Annotated in this window: 18 protein-coding genes; 10 read left to right on the top strand and 8 right to left on the bottom strand. The window is 65.0% G+C overall.

The genetic code is table 11. The annotated features are described in order from the left end of the window. The first annotated feature begins 20 nt into the window (after positions 1-20). The 5 genes from TO66_RS14655 (at position 21) to nhaB (ending at position 7,053) form a co-directional block, all read left to right on the top strand. Positions 21-329: a DUF485 domain-containing protein gene (locus TO66_RS14655; RefSeq protein WP_044463003.1), complete on the top strand. Its 309-nt coding sequence runs from the start codon at positions 21-23 to the stop codon at positions 327-329. Next, positions 326-1,972 (top strand): cation acetate symporter, encoded by a 1,647-nt coding sequence (locus tag TO66_RS14650; RefSeq protein ID WP_080925965.1) that lies wholly within the window; start codon positions 326-328, stop codon positions 1,970-1,972. Before TO66_RS14655 ends, TO66_RS14650 begins: the two co-directional genes overlap by 4 nt. Before the next feature lie 33 nt (positions 1,973-2,005). After that, positions 2,006-3,253 (top strand): OprD family porin, encoded by a 1,248-nt coding sequence (locus tag TO66_RS14645; RefSeq protein WP_044463002.1) that lies wholly within the window; start codon positions 2,006-2,008, stop codon positions 3,251-3,253. A gap of 58 nt (positions 3,254-3,311) precedes the next feature. Then, a complete protein-coding gene (gene paaZ, locus TO66_RS14640) occupies positions 3,312-5,366 on the top strand; it encodes a phenylacetic acid degradation bifunctional protein PaaZ (RefSeq protein WP_044463001.1) in 2,055 nt (684 codons plus the stop codon). A gap of 184 nt (positions 5,367-5,550) precedes the next feature. Continuing rightward, positions 5,551-7,053 carry a sodium/proton antiporter NhaB gene (gene nhaB / locus TO66_RS14635; protein WP_044463000.1) on the top strand — a complete coding sequence of 501 codons (1,503 nt, stop codon included), beginning with the start codon at positions 5,551-5,553 and terminating at the stop codon, positions 7,051-7,053. Positions 7,054-7,100: 47 nt separating this feature from the next. On the opposite strand, the gene TO66_RS14630 is transcribed toward nhaB, so the two are convergent. From TO66_RS14630 to gnd, 3 genes are read right to left on the bottom strand one after another with little or no spacing between them, the layout of a single operon-like run. Then, positions 7,101-7,922, bottom strand: coding sequence for a Cof-type HAD-IIB family hydrolase (locus tag TO66_RS14630; protein WP_044462999.1), 822 nt, complete (start codon positions 7,920-7,922; stop codon positions 7,101-7,103). Next, positions 7,919-9,439, bottom strand: coding sequence for a glucose-6-phosphate dehydrogenase (gene zwf / locus TO66_RS14625; RefSeq protein ID WP_044462998.1), 1,521 nt, complete (start codon positions 9,437-9,439; stop codon positions 7,919-7,921). Before zwf ends, TO66_RS14630 begins: the two co-directional genes overlap by 4 nt. Then, positions 9,436-10,443, bottom strand: a complete 1,008-nt coding sequence (gnd, locus tag TO66_RS14620; RefSeq protein WP_256243769.1) for a phosphogluconate dehydrogenase (NAD(+)-dependent, decarboxylating) — start codon at positions 10,441-10,443, stop codon at positions 9,436-9,438. The genes zwf and gnd overlap by 4 nt, the downstream gene beginning before the upstream one ends. A 237-nt stretch (positions 10,444-10,680) precedes the next feature. On the opposite strand from gnd, the gene TO66_RS33665 reads away from it, so the two are divergent. The 5 genes from TO66_RS33665 to TO66_RS14600 all read left to right on the top strand — a co-directional run bounded on the left by TO66_RS33665 (position 10,681) and on the right by TO66_RS14600 (position 15,997). Next, positions 10,681-10,854, top strand: coding sequence for a DUF6026 family protein (locus tag TO66_RS33665; RefSeq protein ID WP_171820054.1), 174 nt, complete (start codon positions 10,681-10,683; stop codon positions 10,852-10,854). Between the two features lie 286 nt (positions 10,855-11,140). Further along, complete coding sequence (locus TO66_RS14615) at positions 11,141-12,892, top strand: phosphoethanolamine transferase CptA (RefSeq protein WP_044462996.1); 1,752 nt, start codon at positions 11,141-11,143, stop codon at positions 12,890-12,892. Positions 12,893-13,185: 293 nt separating this feature from the next. Next, positions 13,186-13,404: a hypothetical protein gene (locus TO66_RS14610; RefSeq protein ID WP_044462995.1), complete on the top strand. Its 219-nt coding sequence runs from the start codon at positions 13,186-13,188 to the stop codon at positions 13,402-13,404. Positions 13,405-13,904: 500 nt separating this feature from the next. Further along, positions 13,905-14,579: a heavy metal response regulator transcription factor gene (locus TO66_RS14605; RefSeq protein ID WP_044462994.1), complete on the top strand. Its 675-nt coding sequence runs from the start codon at positions 13,905-13,907 to the stop codon at positions 14,577-14,579. Continuing rightward, the gene (locus tag TO66_RS14600) at positions 14,576-15,997 is read left to right on the top strand and encodes a heavy metal sensor histidine kinase (RefSeq protein WP_044462993.1); all 1,422 of its coding nucleotides are present in this window, start codon (positions 14,576-14,578) and stop codon (positions 15,995-15,997) included. Before TO66_RS14605 ends, TO66_RS14600 begins: the two co-directional genes overlap by 4 nt. 72 nt (positions 15,998-16,069) lie before the next feature. Here TO66_RS14600 and TO66_RS14595 read toward each other — a convergent pair whose 3' ends face one another. From TO66_RS14595 to TO66_RS14575, 5 genes are all read right to left on the bottom strand, one after another. Continuing rightward, a complete protein-coding gene (locus TO66_RS14595) occupies positions 16,070-16,561 on the bottom strand; it encodes a GNAT family N-acetyltransferase (protein WP_044462992.1) in 492 nt (163 codons plus the stop codon). A 101-nt stretch (positions 16,562-16,662) separates the two neighbouring features. Then, positions 16,663-17,250, bottom strand: coding sequence for a DinB family protein (locus TO66_RS14590; RefSeq protein ID WP_044462991.1), 588 nt, complete (start codon positions 17,248-17,250; stop codon positions 16,663-16,665). A gap of 27 nt (positions 17,251-17,277) precedes the next feature. Continuing rightward, positions 17,278-18,390 (bottom strand): cell division protein ZapE, encoded by a 1,113-nt coding sequence (gene zapE / locus TO66_RS14585; protein WP_044462990.1) that lies wholly within the window; start codon positions 18,388-18,390, stop codon positions 17,278-17,280. A 210-nt stretch (positions 18,391-18,600) separates the two neighbouring features. Continuing rightward, the gene (locus tag TO66_RS14580; protein ID WP_044462989.1) at positions 18,601-18,942 is read right to left on the bottom strand and encodes a nuclear transport factor 2 family protein; all 342 of its coding nucleotides are present in this window, start codon (positions 18,940-18,942) and stop codon (positions 18,601-18,603) included. A 54-nt stretch (positions 18,943-18,996) separates the two neighbouring features. After that, the gene (locus TO66_RS14575; RefSeq protein WP_044462988.1) at positions 18,997-19,713 is read right to left on the bottom strand and encodes a YafY family protein; all 717 of its coding nucleotides are present in this window, start codon (positions 19,711-19,713) and stop codon (positions 18,997-18,999) included. Between the last annotated feature and the right edge of the window lie 303 nt (positions 19,714-20,016).

The following is a 20,016-nucleotide window of genomic DNA, read 5'->3' as shown; positions in this document are numbered from 1 at the left end:
AACATCGAGAGAGCGCTCCCATGACCCCGCAAGACATCGAACAGATCCGCCGGCACCCCGACTTCATCCAGCTGGTGCGCCGCAAACAGAACCTCTACTGGTCCCTGACCCTGGCCATGCTGGTGATCTATTACGGCTTCGTGCTGCTGGTGGCGTTCTCCCCCAGCACCCTGGGCCGCTCGCTGGCCGGCGGAGTCACCACGGTCGGCATGCTGGTCGGCGTGGCAATCGTGCTGCTGGCCTTCGCCCTCACCGGCTTCTACGTCTATCGCGCCAACCACGTGATCGACCCGCTGAACGAAAAGCTCAAGCAGGAGTGCGCCCAATGAAGCGCTTGCTCGCGTTGTTCGCCCTGCCCTGTGTGTTCGCCACCGACCTGGCGCTGGCCGCCGAAGACAGCACGCGGCCCTTGAACTGGAATGCCATCGGCATGTTCCTGGTGTTTGTCCTGTTCACCCTCGGCGTCACCCGGTGGGCCGCCCTGCGCACCCGCTCGGCCAGCGACTTCTATACCGCCGGCGGCGGCATGAGCGGTTTGCAGAATGGCCTGGCAATCGCTGGCGACATGATCTCCGCGGCCTCCTTCCTGGGGATCTCGGCGATGATGTTCCTCAACGGCTACGACGGCCTGCTGTATGCCCTGGGGGTACTCGCGGGCTGGCCGATCATCCTGTTCCTGATCGCCGAGCGCCTGCGCAACCTGGGCAAGTACACCTTCGCCGACGTGGTCTCCTATCGCCTGGAACAGACCCCGGTGCGCCTGACCTCAGCCTTCGGCACCCTGACCGTGGCCCTGATGTACCTGGTGGCGCAGATGGTCGGCGCCGGCAAGCTGATCGAGCTGCTGTTCGGTATCAGCTACCTCTACGCGGTGATGCTGGTCGGCGTGCTGATGGTGTTCTACGTGACCTTTGGCGGCATGCTCGCCACCACCTGGGTGCAGATCATCAAGGCGGTGATGCTGCTGTTCGGCACCAGCTTCATGGCCTTCATGGTGCTCAGGCATTTCGGCTTCAGCACCGAGGCGATGTTCGCCGGGGCCAGCGCCGTGCATGCCAAGGGCAGTGCGATCATGGCCCCCGGTGGCCTACTGTCGAACCCCGTCGACGCCATTTCCCTGGGCCTGGGCATGATGTTCGGCACCGCCGGCCTGCCGCACATCCTGATGCGCTTCTTTACCGTCAACGACGCCAAGGAAGCGCGCAAGAGCGTGTTCTACGCCACCGGTTTCATCGGCTACTTCTATCTGCTGCTGATCGTGGTCGGCTTCGGCGCGATCGTCATGGTCGGCACCGATCCGGCGTTCCGCGATGGCAGCGGCGCGATCATCGGCGGCGGCAACATGATCGCCGTGCACCTGGCCCAGGCGGTGGGCGGCAACCTGTTCCTCGGCTTCATCTCGGCGGTGGCCTTCGCCACCATCCTCGCGGTGGTCGCCGGCCTGGCGCTGTCCGGTGCCTCGGCGGTGTCCCACGACCTGTATGCCTGCGTGCTGCGCAAGGGCCAGGCCAGCGAGCAGCAGGAGATGCGTGTGTCGCGCATCGCCACCCTGTGCATCGGCGTGCTGGCGATTGTCCTCGGCCTGCTGTTCGAGTCGCAGAACATCGCCTTCCTGTCCGGACTGGTGCTGGCCATCGCCGCCTCGGTGAATTTCCCGGTGCTGTTTCTTTCCATGTTCTGGAAAGGCCTGACCACCCGCGGCGCGGTGGGCGGCAGCCTGGCCGGGCTGGTCTCGGCGATCGTGCTGCTGGTGCTGAGCCCGGCGGTGTGGGTCAACGTCCTGCATCACGAGCGGGCGCTGTTCCCTTACTCCAACCCGGCGCTGTTCTCCATGAGCCTGGCGTTCTGCAGTGCCTGGCTGTTCTCGGTGACCGACACCTCGGCACGGGCCGAGCTGGAACGGGGTCGCTACCTCGCGCAATTCATCCGCTCGATGACCGGCATCGGTGCGTCCGGCGCCAGCAAACACTGAACCCGTTCCGATCGATGACAGGGAATAACAACAATGAACCCCGCTTCCATCGTTTCACCCCAATACCTGCTGCCGGCCATGGCCGCGCTGGGTCTGTTCAGCCCCTTGGCGCTGGCCGACTTCGCCGGCGACAGCAAGGCGCGGATCGAGATGCGCAACCACTACCTCAACCGTGACTTTCGCCAGGCCAATGCCGCGCAGTCCAAGGCCGAGGAATGGGCCCAGGGCTTCACCGCGCGGATCGAGTCGGGCTACACCGAGGGCACCCTGGGTTTCGGCCTGGACGCCCTTGGCGAGCTGGGCTTGAAACTCGACTCCAGCCCCGACCGCCGCGGCACCGGCCTGCTGCCGTTCGGCCCCGACAGCCATGAGCCGGCGGACGAGTTCAGCGAGCTGGGCCTGACCGGCAAGCTGCGCCTGTCGAAAAGCATCTTGAAGATCGGCACCCTGCAACCGCTGCTACCCATCGCCACCTACAACGACACCCGCCTGCTCGGCTCGACGTTCAAGGGCGGCCTGCTGACCAGCCAGGAAATCAGCGGCCTGTCGGTGAATGCCGGGCGCCTGACCGCAGCCAATCTGCGGGACTCCTCGAGCAACGACGACATCGGCTACGGTGCCGCTCGCAGCGATCACTTCGACTTCGCCGGCGGCAGCTACGCCTTCAGCCCGCAACTGAGCCTGAGCTACTACTACGGCAAGCTCGAACAGATCTATCGCCAGCACTACCTCGGCCTGCTGCATACCCAGCCCCTGGGCGGCGGTTTCACCCTGCGCAGCGACCTGCGCTACTTCGACAGCCGCGGCGACGGCGCCGAACGCGCCGGACGGATCGACAACCGAAACTTCAACAGCCTGTTCAGCCTGATCAAGGGCGCGCACAAAATCAGCGCCACCTGGCAGCAACTGTCCGGCGACAGCGCCTTCCCGTTCCTCAACGGTAGCGATCCCTACGTGGTCAACCTGGTGACCTACAACACCTACACCCGTGCCGAGGAAGACTCCTGGCAACTGCGCTACGACTATGACTTCGCGGCGCTGGGCCTGCCCGGCCTGACCTTCATGACCCGCTACACCGACGGTCGCCACGTCAAGGCAGGCGCGGTCGACAACGGCCGCGAGACTGAGCGCGACACCGACATCACCTACGTGATCCAGAGCGGACCGCTCAGGGACTTGAGCATCCGCTGGCGCAACCTGAGCTTTCGCTCGGGCAACGGCCTGACCACCGATCTCGACGAGAACCGCCTGATCCTCGGCTACACCCTGGCCCTTTGGTAAACCCCGCCGGCGCGGTCGCGGGCCGCGCCGGCCTCATTCACCCCCCGGAGGAACCGTGATGACTCACGCCCCTACCCTGCAAAGCTTCATCGCCGGCCGCTGGATCGGCCAACACGGCGCCCAGGTGCTGCGCAGCGCCATCGACGGCCACGAACTGGCCCGCACCCACGAAGAGCGCCCGGATTTCGCCGAAGCCCTCGAGCATGGCCGGCGCCAGGGCAACACCTCGCTGATGGCCCTGGACTTCCAGCAGCGTGCCCAGCGGCTCAAGGCGCTGGCGCTGTACCTGAGCGAACGCAAGGAGCAGCTGTACGCGATCTCCCACCACAGCGGCGCCACCCGCGCCGACAGCTGGATCGACATCGAAGGCGGTAACAGCACCCTGTTCACCTACGCCAGCCTGGGTTCGCGGGAACTACCCTCGGGCAACATCCTCCACGAAGGCCCCGCGCTGCAGCTGAGCAAGCTTGGCAGCTTCGCCGGCACCCATATCCTGGTGCCTCGTGGTGGCCTGGCGGTGCATATCAACGCCTTCAACTTTCCGATCTGGGGCCTGCTGGAAAAATTCGCCCCGAGCTTCCTCGCCGGCATGCCGTGCATCGTCAAGCCGGCCACCGCCACCAGCTACCTGACCGAGGCCGTGGTGCGGCTGATGGACCAGTCCGGGCTGCTACCGACCGGCAGCCTGCAACTGGTGATCGGCAGCACTGGCGACCTGCTCGATCGCCTGCAAGGCCAGGACGTGCTGACCTTCACCGGCTCCGCCGAGACCGCGACCAAGCTTCGCGCCAACCCGCAGCTGATTCGCCACGGCGTGCCGTTCAACGCCGAGGCCGACTCGCTGAATTGCGCGATCCTGGCCCCGGACGTGAGCCCCGACGACGAGGAATTCGAGCTATTCGTCAAGGAAGTGGCCCGGGAAATGACCGTCAAGGCCGGGCAGAAATGCACCGCCATTCGCCGCGCCATAGTCCCCGCCAGGCACATCGATGCGGTGGCCAGCCGCCTGCGCGAGCGGCTGGCCAAGGTGGTGGTCGGCGATCCGTCGGTGGACGGCGTGCGCATGGGCGCACTGGCCTCCCACGACCAGCAGCGCGACGTGGCCGAACGCCTGGAGAGCCTGTTGCAGAGCAGCGACCTGGTATTCGGCGCGCGGGACGGCTTCGAGCCACGCGGGGCAAACACCAGCCAGGGCGCGTTCTTCGCCCCGACCCTGCTGCTGGCCCGCGATCCACATGCCGAAGGTGGCGCCCACGACATCGAGGCGTTCGGCCCGGTCAGCACATTGATGGCCTATGACGACCTCGACGAAGCCCTCGTTCTGGCCGCCCGGGGCAAAGGCAGCCTGGTGGCCAGCCTCGTCACCCGGGACCCGCGCATCGCCGCCCGGGTCATCCCGGTGGCCGCAGCCTGGCACGGGCGGTTGCTGGTACTGGACCGCGAATCCGCCGCCGAATCCACCGGCCATGGTTCGCCGCTGCCGCAACTCAAGCACGGTGGCCCGGGCCGCGCCGGTGGCGGCGAAGAGCTCGGCGGCCTGCGGGCGGTGAAGCACTACCTGCAACGGGCGGCGGTGCAAGGCTCGCCCACCATGCTGGCGGCCGTGACCGGCGAGTACGTGCGCGGCGCCCGGGTTATCGAGAGCGAGGTGCATCCGTTCCGCCGGTATTTCCAGGACCTGCAGATCGGCGAGTCGCTGCTGACCCACAGGCGCACGGTCACCGAGGCCGACCTGGTGAATTTCGGCTGCCTGTCCGGCGACCACTTCTATATGCACTTCGACGAGATCGCGGCCAGGGAATCGCAGTTCGGCAAACGCATCGCCCACGGCTACTTCGTGCTGTCGGCGGCGGCCGGGCTGTTCGTCTCCCCGGCACCGGGCCCGGTACTGGCCAATTACGGCCTGGACACCCTGCGCTTCATCAACCCGGTGGGCATTGGCGACACCATCCAGGCGCGCCTGACCTGCAAGCGCAAGATCGACCAGGGCAAGCAGAGCCCGCAGGGCATTCCCCAGGGCGTGGTGGCCTGGGACGTCGAAGTCACCAACCAGCTGGGCGAACTGGTGGCCAGCTACGACATCCTGACCCTGGTGGTCAAACGCGAGGACTGACAGCCCCACTGACTGTAGGCGCTGGCTTGCCAGCGATAAGGCCTCCGCTCGTGAAGCCTTATCGCCAGCAAGCTGGCTCCTACAAAAAGGTCGGGGAGTATTTGTGGCAAAAGATTTCAGAGTTTCTTGATCTTCACCGGTGCTTGCGGCAAGTTGCGCGCTTCTTCATTACAAGGAGCAGCCAATGTCCGGTTCACTGGCCCAGGCTTTCGCCCACAACTTTCTCGGCCATTCACCGCGCTGGTACAAAGCCAGCATTGTCGCCTTCCTGCTGCTCAACCCCTTGCTGCTGTTCACGGTCGGCCCGGTGGCGGCCGGCTGGATGCTGGTGGCCGAATTCATCTTCGCCCTGGCCATGGCCCTCAAATGCTATCCGTTGATGCCGGGCGGCCTGCTGGTGCTCGAAGCCGTGGCGCTGGGCATGACCACGCCCCAGGCGCTGTACGACGAACTGGTGCACAACTTCCCGGTGATCCTGCTGCTGATGTTCATGGTAGCCGGCATCTATTTCATGAAGGAGTTGCTGCTGTTCCTGTTTTCCCGGCTGTTGCTCGGGGTGCGTTCCAAGGCGCTGCTGGGCCTGCTGTTCTGCTTTCTCTCGGCCTTTCTCTCGGCGTTCCTCGATGCGCTGACGGTCACCGCGGTGATCATCAGCGCCGCGGTGGGCTTCTATTCGGTGTATCACCGGGTGGCCTCTGGCAACGATCCGCGCCAGGACAGCGAATACAACGACGACCGGCACCTGCCGCAACTGCATCACCAGGACCTTGAGCAGTTCCGCGCCTTCCTGCGCAGCCTGCTGATGCACGGTGCGGTGGGCACCGCGCTGGGGGGCGTCTGCACCCTGGTCGGCGAGCCGCAGAACCTGCTGATCGGCCATGAAATGGGCTGGCACTTCGCCGACTTCTTCCTCAAGGTCGCCCCGGTGTCGCTGCCGGTGCTGGTGGCCGGGCTGGCGACCTGCGTGCTGCTGGAGAAGCTGCGCTGGTTCGGCTACGGCACCCTGCTGCCGGACAACGTGCGTGCGGTGCTGGCCAACTATGCCGCCGAAGACAACGCCGAGCGTACCGACCGGCAACGTGCGGCGCTGCTGGTCCAGGGGCTGGCCGCGCTGCTGCTGATTGTCGGGCTGGCCTTGCATATCGCCGAGGTCGGGCTGATCGGCCTGATGGTCATCGTGCTGATTACCGCCTTCACTGGCATCACCGACGAGCATCGCCTGGGCAACGCCTTCAAGGACGCCATGCCGTTCACCGCGCTGCTGGTGGTGTTTTTCGCGGTCGTGGCAGTGATTCACGACCAGCAGTTGTTCACCCCGCTGATCCAGTGGGTGCTGGCGCTGCCAGCGGGCCAGCAGCCGGGCATGCTGTTCATCGCCAACGGGCTGCTGTCGGCGATCAGCGATAACGTGTTCGTCGCCACCATCTACATCACCGAAGTGAAACAAGCCTTCGTTTCCGGCCAGATGAGCCGCGAACACTTCGAAACCCTGGCGGTGGCCATCAACACCGGCACCAACCTGCCCAGCGTGGCCACGCCCAACGGCCAGGCGGCGTTCCTGTTCCTGCTGACGTCGGCAATCGCGCCGCTGGTGCGCCTGTCGTACGGACGCATGGTGTGGATGGCGCTGCCCTACACCCTGGTGATGGGGGTACTGGGCTGGTACGCAGTGAGTTACTGGCTGTAAGGCAAGCCTCTGTAACCGCTGCCGCAGGCGGCGGTTACACGAGTTTTTTAGCGTGGAAGGATAAAACGCTCGATGGCCTCGGCCGCGCCATCGACGACATTGCTCCCCGTCACCAGGTCGGCCTGGCGTTTCACCGCCGCTTCCGCCTGGCCCATGGCGATCGACAGCCCGGCCTGGCGGAACATCGCCGGGTCATTGCCACCATCCCCCAGCGCCGCGGTGCGCGCCAGCGGCACCCCGAGAAACGCTGCCAGGGTGATCAGCGCCTGCCCCTTGTTGGCTTGCAGCGCCGTCACATCCAGGTAGCGCGGCTGCGAACGGGAGGCTTGCGCCCGCCCTTCGACCTGCGTCAGCAAGCGCGCTTCCAGTTCCATCAACAGCTCGGTGTTGGCGCTGGCGGCGACAATCTTGTCGATGCGCGGCAGATATTCGTCGAAACGTTCCACCACCACCGGCGCATAGCCCAGGGCATGCTGCTCCATCGGCACCAGCGGCCCGTGGGGATCGCGCAGCAGCCATTCACCGTCGGCGAACACCCAGACCTCGACCTGCGGCTGCGGCGACAACAACGCCAGGGCCGTGATCGCGACCTCGACCGGCAGATGATGGCGCACCAGGAAACTGCCGTCGGGGTTGACGATGGTCCCGCCGTTGAACGCCGCGGTCGGCAGATCGACGCCCAGGGCTTCGATCTGCTGCAACATGGCGCGCGGCGGCCGTCCGGTGGCGAGGCTGAACCACACCCCGGCCTCGCGCAGCGCGCGCACCGCGGCAACGGTGCGCTGGCTCAGGCTGTGGTCGGGCAGCAGCAAGGTGCCGTCCATGTCGCTGAGCAGGAACTGGATGGGCGGCCGCCCTTCGCCGCTCATCCGAGGCTGTGCCATTCGCGGCCGTCGCGGGTCAGCAGCTCGTCGCCGGCCGCCGGTCCGTCCTCGCCGGCGCGATAGATATGGACCTTGGCCTTTTCCTTCCAGGCATCGAGGAAAGGCTGCACCGCGCGCCAGCCGTTCTCGATGTTGTCGGCACGCTGGAACAGGGTCTGGTCGCCGGTCAGGCAATCGTAGATCAGCGTCTCGTAGCCGGTGGAAGGCTGCATTTCGAAGAAGTCCTTGTAGGCGAACCCCAGTTCGATATTGGCCATGTCCAGGGTCGGCCCGGGCTTTTTCGCCAGCAGGTCGAACCACATGCCCTCGTTGGGCTGGATCTGGATGCGCAGGTAGGTCGGCTGCAGGCGGTCGACCTCGGTATCACGGAACTGCGCGTAGGGCGCGGGCTTGAAGCAGATGGCGATCTCGGTGTCGCGCACGCTCATGCGCTTGCCGGTGCGCAGGTAGAACGGCACGCCGACCCAGCGCCAGTTGTCGATCATCACCTTGAGGGCGACGTAGGTCTCGGTGTTGCTGTCCGCGGCCACGTTGGCCTCTTCCCGGTAGCCGGCCACCGGCTTGTCGCCCACCTTGCCCGCCACGTACTGGCCGCGCACCGAGTTGGCCAGGGCTTCCTCGGTGCTCCAGGGGCGGATCGCCCCCACCACCTTGGCCTTTTCCCCGCGCACCGCATCGGCGCCGAAGGCCGCCGGCGGTTCCATGGCGACCATCGCCAGCAGCTGGAACAGGTGGTTGGGCACCATGTCGCGCAAGGCGCCGGTGTTTTCATAAAAGCTGCCACGGGTTTCCACCCCGACGGTTTCCGCCGCGGTGATCTGCACGTGGTCGATGTAATGGTTGTTCCAGAAAGCCTCGAACAGGCTGTTGGAGAAACGGCTGACCAGAATGTTCTGCACCGTTTCCTTGCCCAGGTAATGGTCGATCCGATAGATCTGTTTCTCGCTCATCACCTTGAGCAGGCATTCGTTGAGCGCTTGCGCCGTGTGCAGGTCGGAGCCGAACGGCTTTTCGACCACCACCCGGCGGAAGGCGTTTTCATCCTCGACCAGCAGCCCCGACGCGCCCAGGCGCTGCACCACTTCACTGAAGAAGCGCGGCGCGGTGGCCAGGTAGAACACCGCGTTGCCGGTGCCGCTGGCGGCGATCTTGGCCGCCAGCGCGTCGTAGGTGCTGTCGTCCAGGAAGTCGCCCTGGACGTAACTGATGCCGCTGGCCAGCTTGGCCCACAACGCCGGGTCCAGCGCTTGCGCGCCATTGCCGACCTTGGCGGCGGCCTCGGTGCGAATGAAGTCCTCGAGCTTCTTGGCGAAATCCCCGTCGCTGACCGCGTTGTGGTCGACGCCGACGATCTTCAGCCCTTCATCCAGCAAGCCGTCACGGTTGAGGTTGTACAGCGCCGGCATCAGCAGGCGCTTGACCAGGTCGCCATGGGCGCCGAACAGAAACAGTGTGGTCGGTGGAGCCGGTTGAGCCTTGGACTTCTTTCGCGAGGCGGTCATTTTTTCGGCGCCTCCACGTGGCCGCCGAAGCCGAAGCGCATGGCCGACAGCATCTTGTCGCCATAGGTGCTCTGCTGGCGGGAACGGAAGCGGGCGAACAGCGAGCTGGACAATACCGGGACCGGCACGGCCTGCTCGATGGCGGCCTCGATGGTCCAGCGGCCTTCGCCACTGTCGGCCACTTCGCCGGAGAAGCCGTCCAGTTGCGGATCGCTGGCCAGGGCGTCGGCGGTCAGGTCCAGCAGCCAGGACGACACCACGCTGCCGCGGCGCCAGACTTCGGCGATATCGGCGACGTTGAGATCGAAGCGCTGGTCTTCCGGCAGGCTTGGCGAGGCCTTGGTCTTGAGGATGTCGAAACCTTCGGCGAAGGCCTGCATCATGCCGTACTCGATGCCGTTGTGAATCATCTTCACGAAGTGCCCGGCACCGGCGGGGCCGGCGTGGATGTAGCCGCGCTCGGCGCGATCGTCTTCAGCCACGCGGTCCTTGGTGCGCGGGATGTCGCCCATGCCCGGGGCCAGCGCGTCGAACAGCGGGTCCAGGCGGCGGACGACTTCGGCGTCGCCGCCAATCATCATGCAGTAGCCGCGTTCCAGGCCCCAGACACCGCCGGAGGTGCCGACGTCGATGTAGTTCAGGCCCTTTTCCGACAGCGCCTGGGCGCGACGGATGTCGTCCTTGTAGTAGGTGTTGCCGCCGTCGATGATCACGTCGCCCGGCTCGAGCAACTGGCTCAGGGTCTCGATGGTGTCTTCGGTCGGCGCGCCGGCCGGCAGCATCACCCACACCGCGCGAGGCTTTTCCAGGCCGGCGACCAGCGCCGGCAGGTCGGCGACGCCCTTGGCGCCCTCGCCGCTCAGGGTGTCGACGAATGCGCTGTTGCGGTCATAGACCACGGTTTCATGCCCATTGAGCATCAGGCGCCGTGCGATGTTCCCGCCCATGCGGCCCAGTCCGATAATCCCCAGTTGCATGTGCTGATGCTCCTTACTACGAAAAATTTGTGTCAAAAGGTTAGCCCAATGGAGCCAGTGAGGGTTAGTCCAGAGCGTGCGGACTAAGTTTCCCTCGCAGTGAGTGGATAACGACGCGAATCGCCTCGAAGGCACAACGATCGTTAAAAATAAAAAAGTTCCCTTTGCCGGCAAAAGAAATCAAAATTGCCGCCGATAGTGATTCAGGCCGGCATTTTCAGGCGGCCGGATCACAGTTGATGCACGCCATTTGCGAGGTGAGCAATGGGCACAGTACTACCGGCACGACCTGCACAAACCCTCTACGTCACTATCCGTCGTGACGAGTTGCGCAATCTCAAGAACGAGCGCGACCAGTTGAAGCAAGAGCTGGCGCAGCTGCGCCTGGCATTGCAGAACCAGGGTCAGGTGGCCGCCGTCACCCAGCTACAGGCCTGACGCAACGCGGAACCCGCCCGGCGTGGCCGGTCCCTGCAACAGGTCATCGATTGAAGCCGGCTGAACCCTTCGCGGATCGCCGGCTTCTTTTTGCCCGTCGCTTTCTGCCCTTCCCCACCTCGTGGCGGCGGCATTATCTGACACGCAGGTACCAACTCACAAAGTTTTCACACCCTTTTCTGGATACTCCGGCGCAATATTGCCGCCCCCGCGGGTGCGGCACGCGTTCCGTGGGGTCGTCGAAGCTCTGCGGCGAACGTGATGTTCAATGTGGCTGGAGCGCTCGATGGCAGTGTTTAAACGCGACAAGACGTCCGCGAAACGATTTGACTGGGCCGGCCTGGGCTGGCTGTTCCTGTTCTTCTGGTATTTCTCCGGCATCACCCAGCTGCTGATCCAGCTGACCGATACCTCCGGCTTCGCGGGTTTCCGCCAGGCCTTCATCATGAGCGCGATCTGGCTGGCGCCGATGCTGCTGTTCCCGGCCCGCACGCGGCTGATGGCGGCGGTGATCGGCGTCGTGCTCTGGGCCTGCTCCATGGCCAGCCTGGGTTACTTCTTCATTTATCAGCAGGAGTTCTCCCAGAGCGTCATCTTCATCATGTTCGAGTCGAACCCTTCCGAAGCCGGTGAGTACCTGACCCAGTACTTCGCCTGGTGGATGGTGCTGGCGTTCCTCGCCCATACCGCGTTCGCGATCTTCCTCTGGAGCCGCCTGCGCCCGGTCTACCTGCCGCGCGGCCAGGCCCTGGTCGCGGCCACGGCCATCCTGGTCGCCGTCATCGGTTACCCGCTGGTCAAGCAGACCGCGCGTACCGGCAGCTTCGCCGGCGGCCTGGAAAAATTCGAAACGCGCATCGAACCCGCGGTGCCATGGCAGATGGTGGTGGCCTATCGGCGCTACCGCGAGCAGCTGGACAACATGCAAGGCATGCTCGACGACGTGAGCAAGATCCCGCCGCTGCACAACCTCAAGGACAGCATGGCCAACCAGCCGTCGACCCTGGTGCTGGTGATCGGCGAGTCCACCAACCGCCAGCGCATGAGCCTGTACGGCTACCCGCGCCAGACCACGCCGGAGCTGGACAAGCTCAAGGACCAGCTGGCGATCTTCGACAACGTCATCACCCCGCGCCCCTACACCATCGAAGCCCTGCAGCAGGTGCTGACCTTCGCCGACGAAGAAAACCCGGACCTGTACCTCAAGACCCCGTCCCTGGTCAGCGTGATGAAGCAGGCCGGCTACAAGACCTACTGGATCACCAACCAGCAGACCATGACCAAGCGCAACACCATGCTCACCACCTTCTCCGAGCAGGCGGACGAGCAGGTCTACCTGAACAACAACCGCAACCAGAACGCCCGCCAATACGACGGCGACGTGCTGGAGCCGTTCTCCAAGGCCCTGGCCGACAGCGCGCCGCGCAAGTTCATCGTGGTCCACCTGCTGGGCACCCACATGAGCTACCAGTACCGCTACCCGCCGACCTTCGACAAGTTCACCGACCGCACCGGCGTGCCGGCCGGCGTGCGCGACGACCAGGTGCCGACCTACAACAGCTACGACAATGCCGTGCTGTACAACGACTTCGTGGTCTCCAGCCTGATCAAGGACTACGCCAAGACCGACCCGAACGGCTTCCTGCTGTACCTGTCGGACCACGGTGAAGACGTGTTCGACTCCGCCGGCCACAACACCCTGGGCCGCAACGAGGGCAAGCCGACCGCGCCGATGTACACCATCCCGTTCATGGCCTGGGCTTCGCCGAAGTGGAAACAGAACCATGACTGGAACTTCGCCGGCGACCTGGGCCGTCCGTACAGCAGCTCGCACCTGATCCATACCTGGGCCGACATGGCCGGCCTGAGCTTCGACGAGTTGGATCGCAGCAAGAGCCTGGTCAGCGACAGCTTCAAGCCCCGTCCGCTGCTGATCGGCAACCCTTACGAGCGCCAGGAAAAGGCCCTGATCGACTTCAGCCTGATGAAGCCCAAGGCCCCGCCCGCCCCCGCCCCGGCCTCCGTGGTGCAAAAATAGGATAGATCCCGCGTGGGCCGCCCCAGCCCCACGCCCATCGCCTCCGATGCCCCTTCACGGGGCATTTTTTTTGCCGCGCAAAAACCATCATCCGGCGCGTTTACTGCGCTGCAACCGTCCCCGCACAGGGCCTGCACATAGGCCTACAGCATGCTTTCCCTGGGGATGACAGGATTGTCATCCCCGCATCAGGGTCCTGTTAACCCGCAGTTAATAAGATGACGGCAGTCTTCGCTCACCACTGGGTTACAGGGACGCAACCAGAACCGATCATCGTTAAGGGGACACTGCCAATGAAAACCTCCACCCTCCTGCTCGCCGGCCTGATGCTCGCCAGCTCGGGTGCAGCGTTCGCCGAAGGCGGCGCTGAACGCATGAAGCACTACTGGGACAACTTCCCCATCAGCCAGCAGGCATCACGCACCGATACCCAACAGGCCTCCTCCGAGACCGGGAAACCCGCCCAGCCTTCCGAGGACCAGGTTCGCGCCACTGCGCAACCGGATGCCTGATATGCCCGGAGCTCTGCTCCTCTCTGTCAATAACGCTCCTTTGGTAGAGAGGATCCTTGAGGCGCCCTTTTCAGGGCGCCTTTTTTTGCCTTCGATATCGATTACCTAACAACCGGCTATCAACTTTCTGACGTCAAAATGACAATTACGCCATATAACGATTTCGCGTTTTCGCCTGTATTAACATGAAGCTCACCGCAACTTTGAAACATACAGAAACAGTAATAAGCGATGAAAGAGTCTATTGTCCCCGCCGCGAGCGATGGCGCCCTGTCAACCGGCGAACCCTGGATTGCCGGCCGTCGAAAAACCTCACAAGCCATTGATATGAATCCATTTAAATCTTGACCCTAAAGCCACTTCAGGCTTGAGCATTGCTCTCGCCGAGAAGTCCGGGCTCCAAGTCCGGGACAACTTCGCGGGCTTTTACAGCTGGTCCAACAACAACTTCATATCCAGCGCCCTTGAACTCCTTTTAATGATCAAGAGGTCACTTCCATATGCGCATTCTGGTTGTCGAAGACGAGCGTAAAACTGCCGATTATCTGCATCAGGGCCTGACCGAAAGCGGTTATGTGGTCGACCGCGCCGCCACCGGCGTCGACGGTCTTTACCTGATCGAACAACAGAACTACGAACTGGTGATCCTGGACGTGAACCTGCCGGAAAAGGACGGCTGGCAAGTCCTGGAAGACATGCGCAAGGACAGCAGCACCCGGGTGATGATGCTTTCGGCGCGCGGCCGCCTGGCCGACCGGGTCAAGGGGCTGGACCTGGGGGCCGACGACTATCTGGTCAAGCCGTTCGAGTTTCCCGAACTGCTGGCGCGGGTCCGCAGCCTGCTGCGCCGCAGCGAGCACCTGCCGGCCACCGATACCCTGCGTGTCGCCGACCTGGAGCTCGATCCGCGCCGGCACCGGGCCTACCGCGGCTCGCGGCGCATCGACCTGACCACCAAGGAGTTCACTCTGCTCCAGGTGCTGATGCGCCAGTCGGGCGAGGTGCTGACCCGCACCCAGATCATCTCCCTGGTCTGGGACATGAACTTCGACTGCGACACCAACGTGGTGGAAGTCTCCATCAGCCGCTTGCGGGCCAAGATCGACGATGCCAGCGACATCAAGCTGATCCACACCATCCGCGGCGTCGGGTATGTCCTGGAAGTGCGCCAATGAAAGCCGCGAGTCGCGCTGCCAGCAGCCTGTCGATGCGCCTGGGCCTGACCGTCAGCCTGATGGGCGCCGGTCTGGTGCTGCTGCTGGCGACCCTGGCGTACCTGGCACTGAGCCATGAGCTGGACAGCCTGGCCAGGAAGAGCCTGGACAGCAAGCTCGAACAGATCCGCCACACCCTGACCACCGACCTCAAGACCGGCGACATCGCCGCCCGGCCGCATTCGCTGCTGGACCTGGTGATGGGCCATGACAACCTGCACCTGAGCATCTACGGCCCCGATTCCGCTGCCGAACCGCTGTTGAACATCGGCAACCGCAGCCTCGAGCCGCTGCCCGAGCCCCTGACCCGCCCAGAAAGCCCGGCCTTCCTCGACTGGCTCGACCCCGCCGGCAACCGCCTGCTCAGCGCGACCAACCTGATCAGCCTGCGCAACGGCGATCAGGTACGGGTGGTGCTGTCCCTGGACCGGGCCAACGACCAGGCGCTGCTCAGCGCCTACCTGCGCTCCACCGTGATCGCCCTGCCCCTGCTGCTGATGCTGATCGGCATCGGCGCCTGGTGGGTGGTGCAACGCGGCCTGGCGCCGCTGCAGCAGTTCAGCCGGGTGGCGGCCAAGGTCACGACCCAGGACCTGACCCACCGCCTGACGCCGGACAACCTGCCGCGCGAGCTGGCGGAACTGGCCCACAGCATCAATTTCATGCTGCACCGGCTCGACGGCGGCGTGCAGCAGCTCTCGCAGTTCTCCGACGACCTGGCGCACGAACTGCGCTCGCCCATCACCAACCTGATGGGCAAGGCCCAGGTCACCCTGTCCCGGGAGCGCCCGCCCGAGGAGTACAAGGCGGTGCTGGAGTCGAGCACCGAGGAGCTGGAGCGCCTGGCGCGGATCGTCAGCGACATGCTGTTTCTCGCCCAGGTCAGCCACCCGGCGTCCCAGGTGGCGTTCGAGAAGGTTTCGCTGGGCGAGGAAGCGCGGCGGGTCATGGAGCTGTTCGCCCTGAGCGCCGAGGAAAAGCACCTGGGCATCAGCCTGTCCGGCGACGCCCAGGTGTATGGCGACCGCCTGATGATCCAGCGGGCGATCTCCAACCTGCTGTCCAACGCGATCCGCCACAGCCCGCGGGCATCGAGCATTTCGATCCTGGTGGAAGAACACGATTCGAGCGTGTCGCTGGCGGTGGGCAACCCGGGGGCCGGCATTCCCGAGCAGCATCTGGAGCATCTGTTCGAGCGCTTCTACCGGGTCGACAGCAGCCGCTCGCGCGCCGAAGGCGGCACCGGATTGGGGCTGGCGATCGTGCGTTCGATCATGAACCTGCACCAGGGCCGTACCGAGGTCAGCAGCGTACCGGGCAGCTTTACCCTGTTCCGCCTGGTATTCGCCCGGCTCAACCACCCACCACGGGCGCAATGAGCCGGGCGGCGCCCCTGCCCCAGGAGCACCGGCGGCGTGCGCTCATCGATCGATGAACGCCACGCCGGTGGCTTACAGGAATTTATTCCAGAACAGCATCCGGCCGTGGCTCGCGTCGAGCCTGGCGTCGTCGAAACCGAACTTGCGGTACGCAGCCTGCGCCACCGCGTTGCCCTCCAGCACCTCCAGGGTGATCTTGCAGCAGCCGCGCTGGCGGGCGATCTCCTCGACCTTGTGCAGCATCTTGCGGCTCAGGCCCAGGCCACGGAAGCGGTCGATCACCGCGACGTCGTGCACGTTCACCAGCGGCCGTCCGGCAAAGGTGGAAAAGCCCTCGAAGCAATTCACCAGCCCCGCCGGTTCGCCGCCGACAAAGGCCAGCACGCTGAAGGCATGCGGGCGCTTGGCCAGCTCCCCGGGCAACTGCTGCAACATATCCGGGTCCAGCGGCTCGCCGCCGCCCATCGGATCCCGGGCGTAGTGGTCCAGCACCAGGGCGATCGCCTCGGCGTGTACCGGGTTGCTGTAGCTGGCCTGGAGTACCAGTACGTCTGTAACGTCCATGTGTGTCCTCAACGATTCGATTGATCCGGATACGCACCCGGCACAGGCGATTGTAAACAGCGCGACATGACGAAACGAGCAAATACCGCGCCGCTTTTGCTTCAGGCGCCCGGGCCCCAGATCTGCGCTTCGCTCCAGCCCAGCTCGGCGAAGTCCCCGGCGCGCAGGGCCGCCTCGCCCGCGCAGAAAAACTCGTCCAGCTGCGGCGGCGCCACCCGGGTGCCGGCGAGCATGGCGTGCACCTGGCCACGATGGTGCAACTGGTGCTCGAACAGGTGCGAAAGCAGGCGCAACCGGGTATCGCGTTGCGGTTGTTCCCGGGCGATGGTGACGATGCGCTGCAAGTCGGCATCGCGCAATTGCTCGCAGTAGGCGATCAGCCGACGGTCCACCAGCGCCTGTTCGCGCCGCAGGTCGGCAGCCTGGTCGAAGGGTTCCTCGTCGTCGAAAAACACATAGCAGTCGAGCCGCGGCGCCGCGCCGCGCATCTCGCGCTCCAGCGCGTCGACATAAAACCAGTCGCACGTGAGGATGTGGTTGAGGGTGGCCTTGAGGCTGGGAAAGAAACTCACCCGCGGCGCCGCCAGCTCGCTCGGGTCCAGCACTTCCCAGGCCTTGCCCAGGCGGTGGTTGGCCCAGGCATTCTGGTAGGCCATGGTCAGCAGATGATGGGACAGGGGCTGGTTCACGGTCAGGTCTCCCTTGTAATGGCCTGCTCAGCCGAAACGCTGCAACTGCATCTCCTTCAGGCGGCTGAGGGTCCGGCGGAATGGAAACTCCAGGTAGCCCTCGGTGTACAGCGCCTCCATGGGCACCTGCGCCTCGAGGTAGAGCGGCACCTTGCGGTCGTAGCATTCGTCCACCAGGGCAATGAAGCGCCGCACGCCGTCGTCGTGCACCGACAACTGCGGCAGCTCGCGGTCGCCGGCCTCTACCCGCTCGACCCCGTCTTCGGTGCCACGGGCAATGCGCCCCGGGCGCTGTTGCGCACTGAGTTCGGGGATTTTGCTGAGCAGGATCGCGCTGAAGCGGTCGCACAGGGCCATGAAGTCCATCGCGGCGAACGGCTGTTCGCAGAGGTCGGCGAAACGGCACCAGAGCACCTGCTCGCTGGCCTTGACCACCTGCACCTCGCGGTAGCCCACCGACAGCGCCGCGCCGGACACCGCCTGCCCCGCGGTCAGTTGCGCGAACACCGGCCCCAGGGCGCTGGGCTCACCGGCCGGGGTCACCCAGTAACGCTGGGTGGCGGCCCCGGGGTGCAGGCGATGGTCCTGGTCGCCGTCCACCGCCACCACCTGCATGTGCTGCTCGATCGCGGCAATCGCCGGCAGGAAGCGCTCGCGGTTGAAGCCGTCGGCATATAACTGTTGCGGCGGCTGGTTGGAGGTGCAGACCATCACCACGCCCTGCTCGAACATCACCTGGAACAGGCGCCCGAGAATGATCGCGTCGCCGATGTCATTGACGAACAACTCGTCGAAACACAGCACCCGTACCTCTTCGCTCAGCTCCCGGGCCAGGGCCTGCAACGGGTCGGCGGTGCCGGTCAGCTGGAACGAACGCTGGTGGACCCAGCCCATGAAATGGTGGAAATGCTGACGCCGCGCCGGCACGTCGAGGCTCTGGTAGAACTGGTCCATCAGCCAGGTCTTGCCGCGCCCCACCGGCCCCCACAGATAGACGCCCCGGATGGGACGCCGCCCTTCCTGCAAGGCGGCATGGCACTGCTGCAAGGCCTGCATCGCCCGTTCCTGGGCCGCGTCGGCGACAAAACCGCGCTCCTGGAGGGCGTACTGGTAGGCGCTGAGGGGGGAATCGAAAGGCATGGCGTCCACGCATCGGCAAATGTGCCGCGCAGTATGCCACGCCCCGGGAACTGCGATGCCGTGTAGCCGCTGCCGAGCAGCGACGACACGTTCAGTGTTGGGCAAAAAACAGGCGCGCCGCGACCCCTGTAGCCGCTGCCGAGCCCGCGAGGCTGCGATCGGCAACGCAGTTGCCGCAAGCGATCCATCTGGAAACACGCTCGACAGCAGCTACAAGGAAATATCCAGCCGGGCGATCTTGCCCTGTTCGTCGAGGCGGAACACGTAGCGCAACTCCAGCGGGCTGCCGGGAAAGCTGCCGGAGATCAGGTTGTCCACCAGCACCTTGCCGGTGCGCTGCTGGACCTTGAGTACCTCGAGCCGTGGCTGGTAACGGCGCCCGGTGTCGTCCATCCACTGGGCAATCGCTCGGGTGCCGGCCTGGTGCTGGCCTTCATCGAACACCTGGGCGTCCGCGGCGAAGAAACTGGCGACGGCCGAACTGTCGCGGCCATTAGTGGCGGCCAGGTAGGCGGCGATGGCCGGTGCGAGTGAGGTGGCGGTGCTGGACATGGTGCTGCAACTCCTTGTTGATCGAGACTGCCGCCATGCTAAGACGCCGCGGTGTCAGTTCTTGTCAGGAGTGAAACGCCCGGCATCGTCCAGTTGCATGCGCTGGCGCCAGGTGCGCAGCAGGTCGCTGCGGCGCCCCGGATAACGCTCACCCTGCTCGCTGGCGACGGCGATGCGGTCGGTGCGAAAGGTGCGGAAATCGTTGCGCAGCTCGCACCAGGCGACGATCACCCGCGCCTCGTTGAGAAAGCCCAGGGCCAGCGGCCAGATCAGGCGCTGGCTCGGGGTCTGGTTCACGTCGGCGTAGTCGATCTGCAGCTTGGCCTGCTCGCGGATGGCCTGGCGGAAGACATTCAGCGGCACCACGTTTTCCGGGAAGCGATAGCCCGGAGGGCCGGGCAGCAATGTCGGATTGTGCAAGGCTTCCCGGGCCGCCGGCGCCAGCACCGCGGCGATCTTCGCCAGGGCATCGGCGGCGGCCTTGCCCAGCACCTCGTCGCCGCGCTGGTCGACATACCGCAGGCCCAGCACTATGGCTTCGGCTTCGTCGGCATTGAGCATCAGGGGTGGCAGGAACAGGCCGCTGCGCAACACATAACCGATCCCGGCCTCGCCATGAATCGGCGCACCGAGGGCGGTGAGCTCGGCGATGTCGCGGTACAGGGTGCGCTCGGACACCTCCAGCTCCGCCGCCAGCGCCGCGGCGGTCACCGGGCAGCGCTTGCTGCGCAGCACTTGCAGCAGGGTCAATAAACGAGTGGTACGCGACACGTCGGCAGGCTCGGCAGGAAAAGACCGGCGCAGCTTAGCAGAGCCTCCTGTCAGGAACTGTCAGTAGCGATTTCGCGATCTGCCTGGAGAGACGCGCTGCCTGGTTTGGCGAGCGCTTTGTCGGAATGCCGCCCAGCTCGATCGCAGCCTCGCTCACGCTCGGCAGCGGCTACAGGGAGTGCAGCGTCTTTGTAGCCGCTGCCGAGCCTGCGAGGCTGCGATCGGCAACGCAGTTGCCGCAAAACCTGGACCTGCGATCTGCCTGGAGAAACGCGGTGCATCGGTGTTGGGGCAAATCTACCC

It is taken from the genome of Pseudomonas sp. MRSN 12121, from assembly GCF_000931465.1.
Taxonomy (GTDB): domain Bacteria; phylum Pseudomonadota; class Gammaproteobacteria; order Pseudomonadales; family Pseudomonadaceae; genus Aquipseudomonas.
This window is presented reverse-complemented; position numbering and strand designations above follow the sequence as displayed.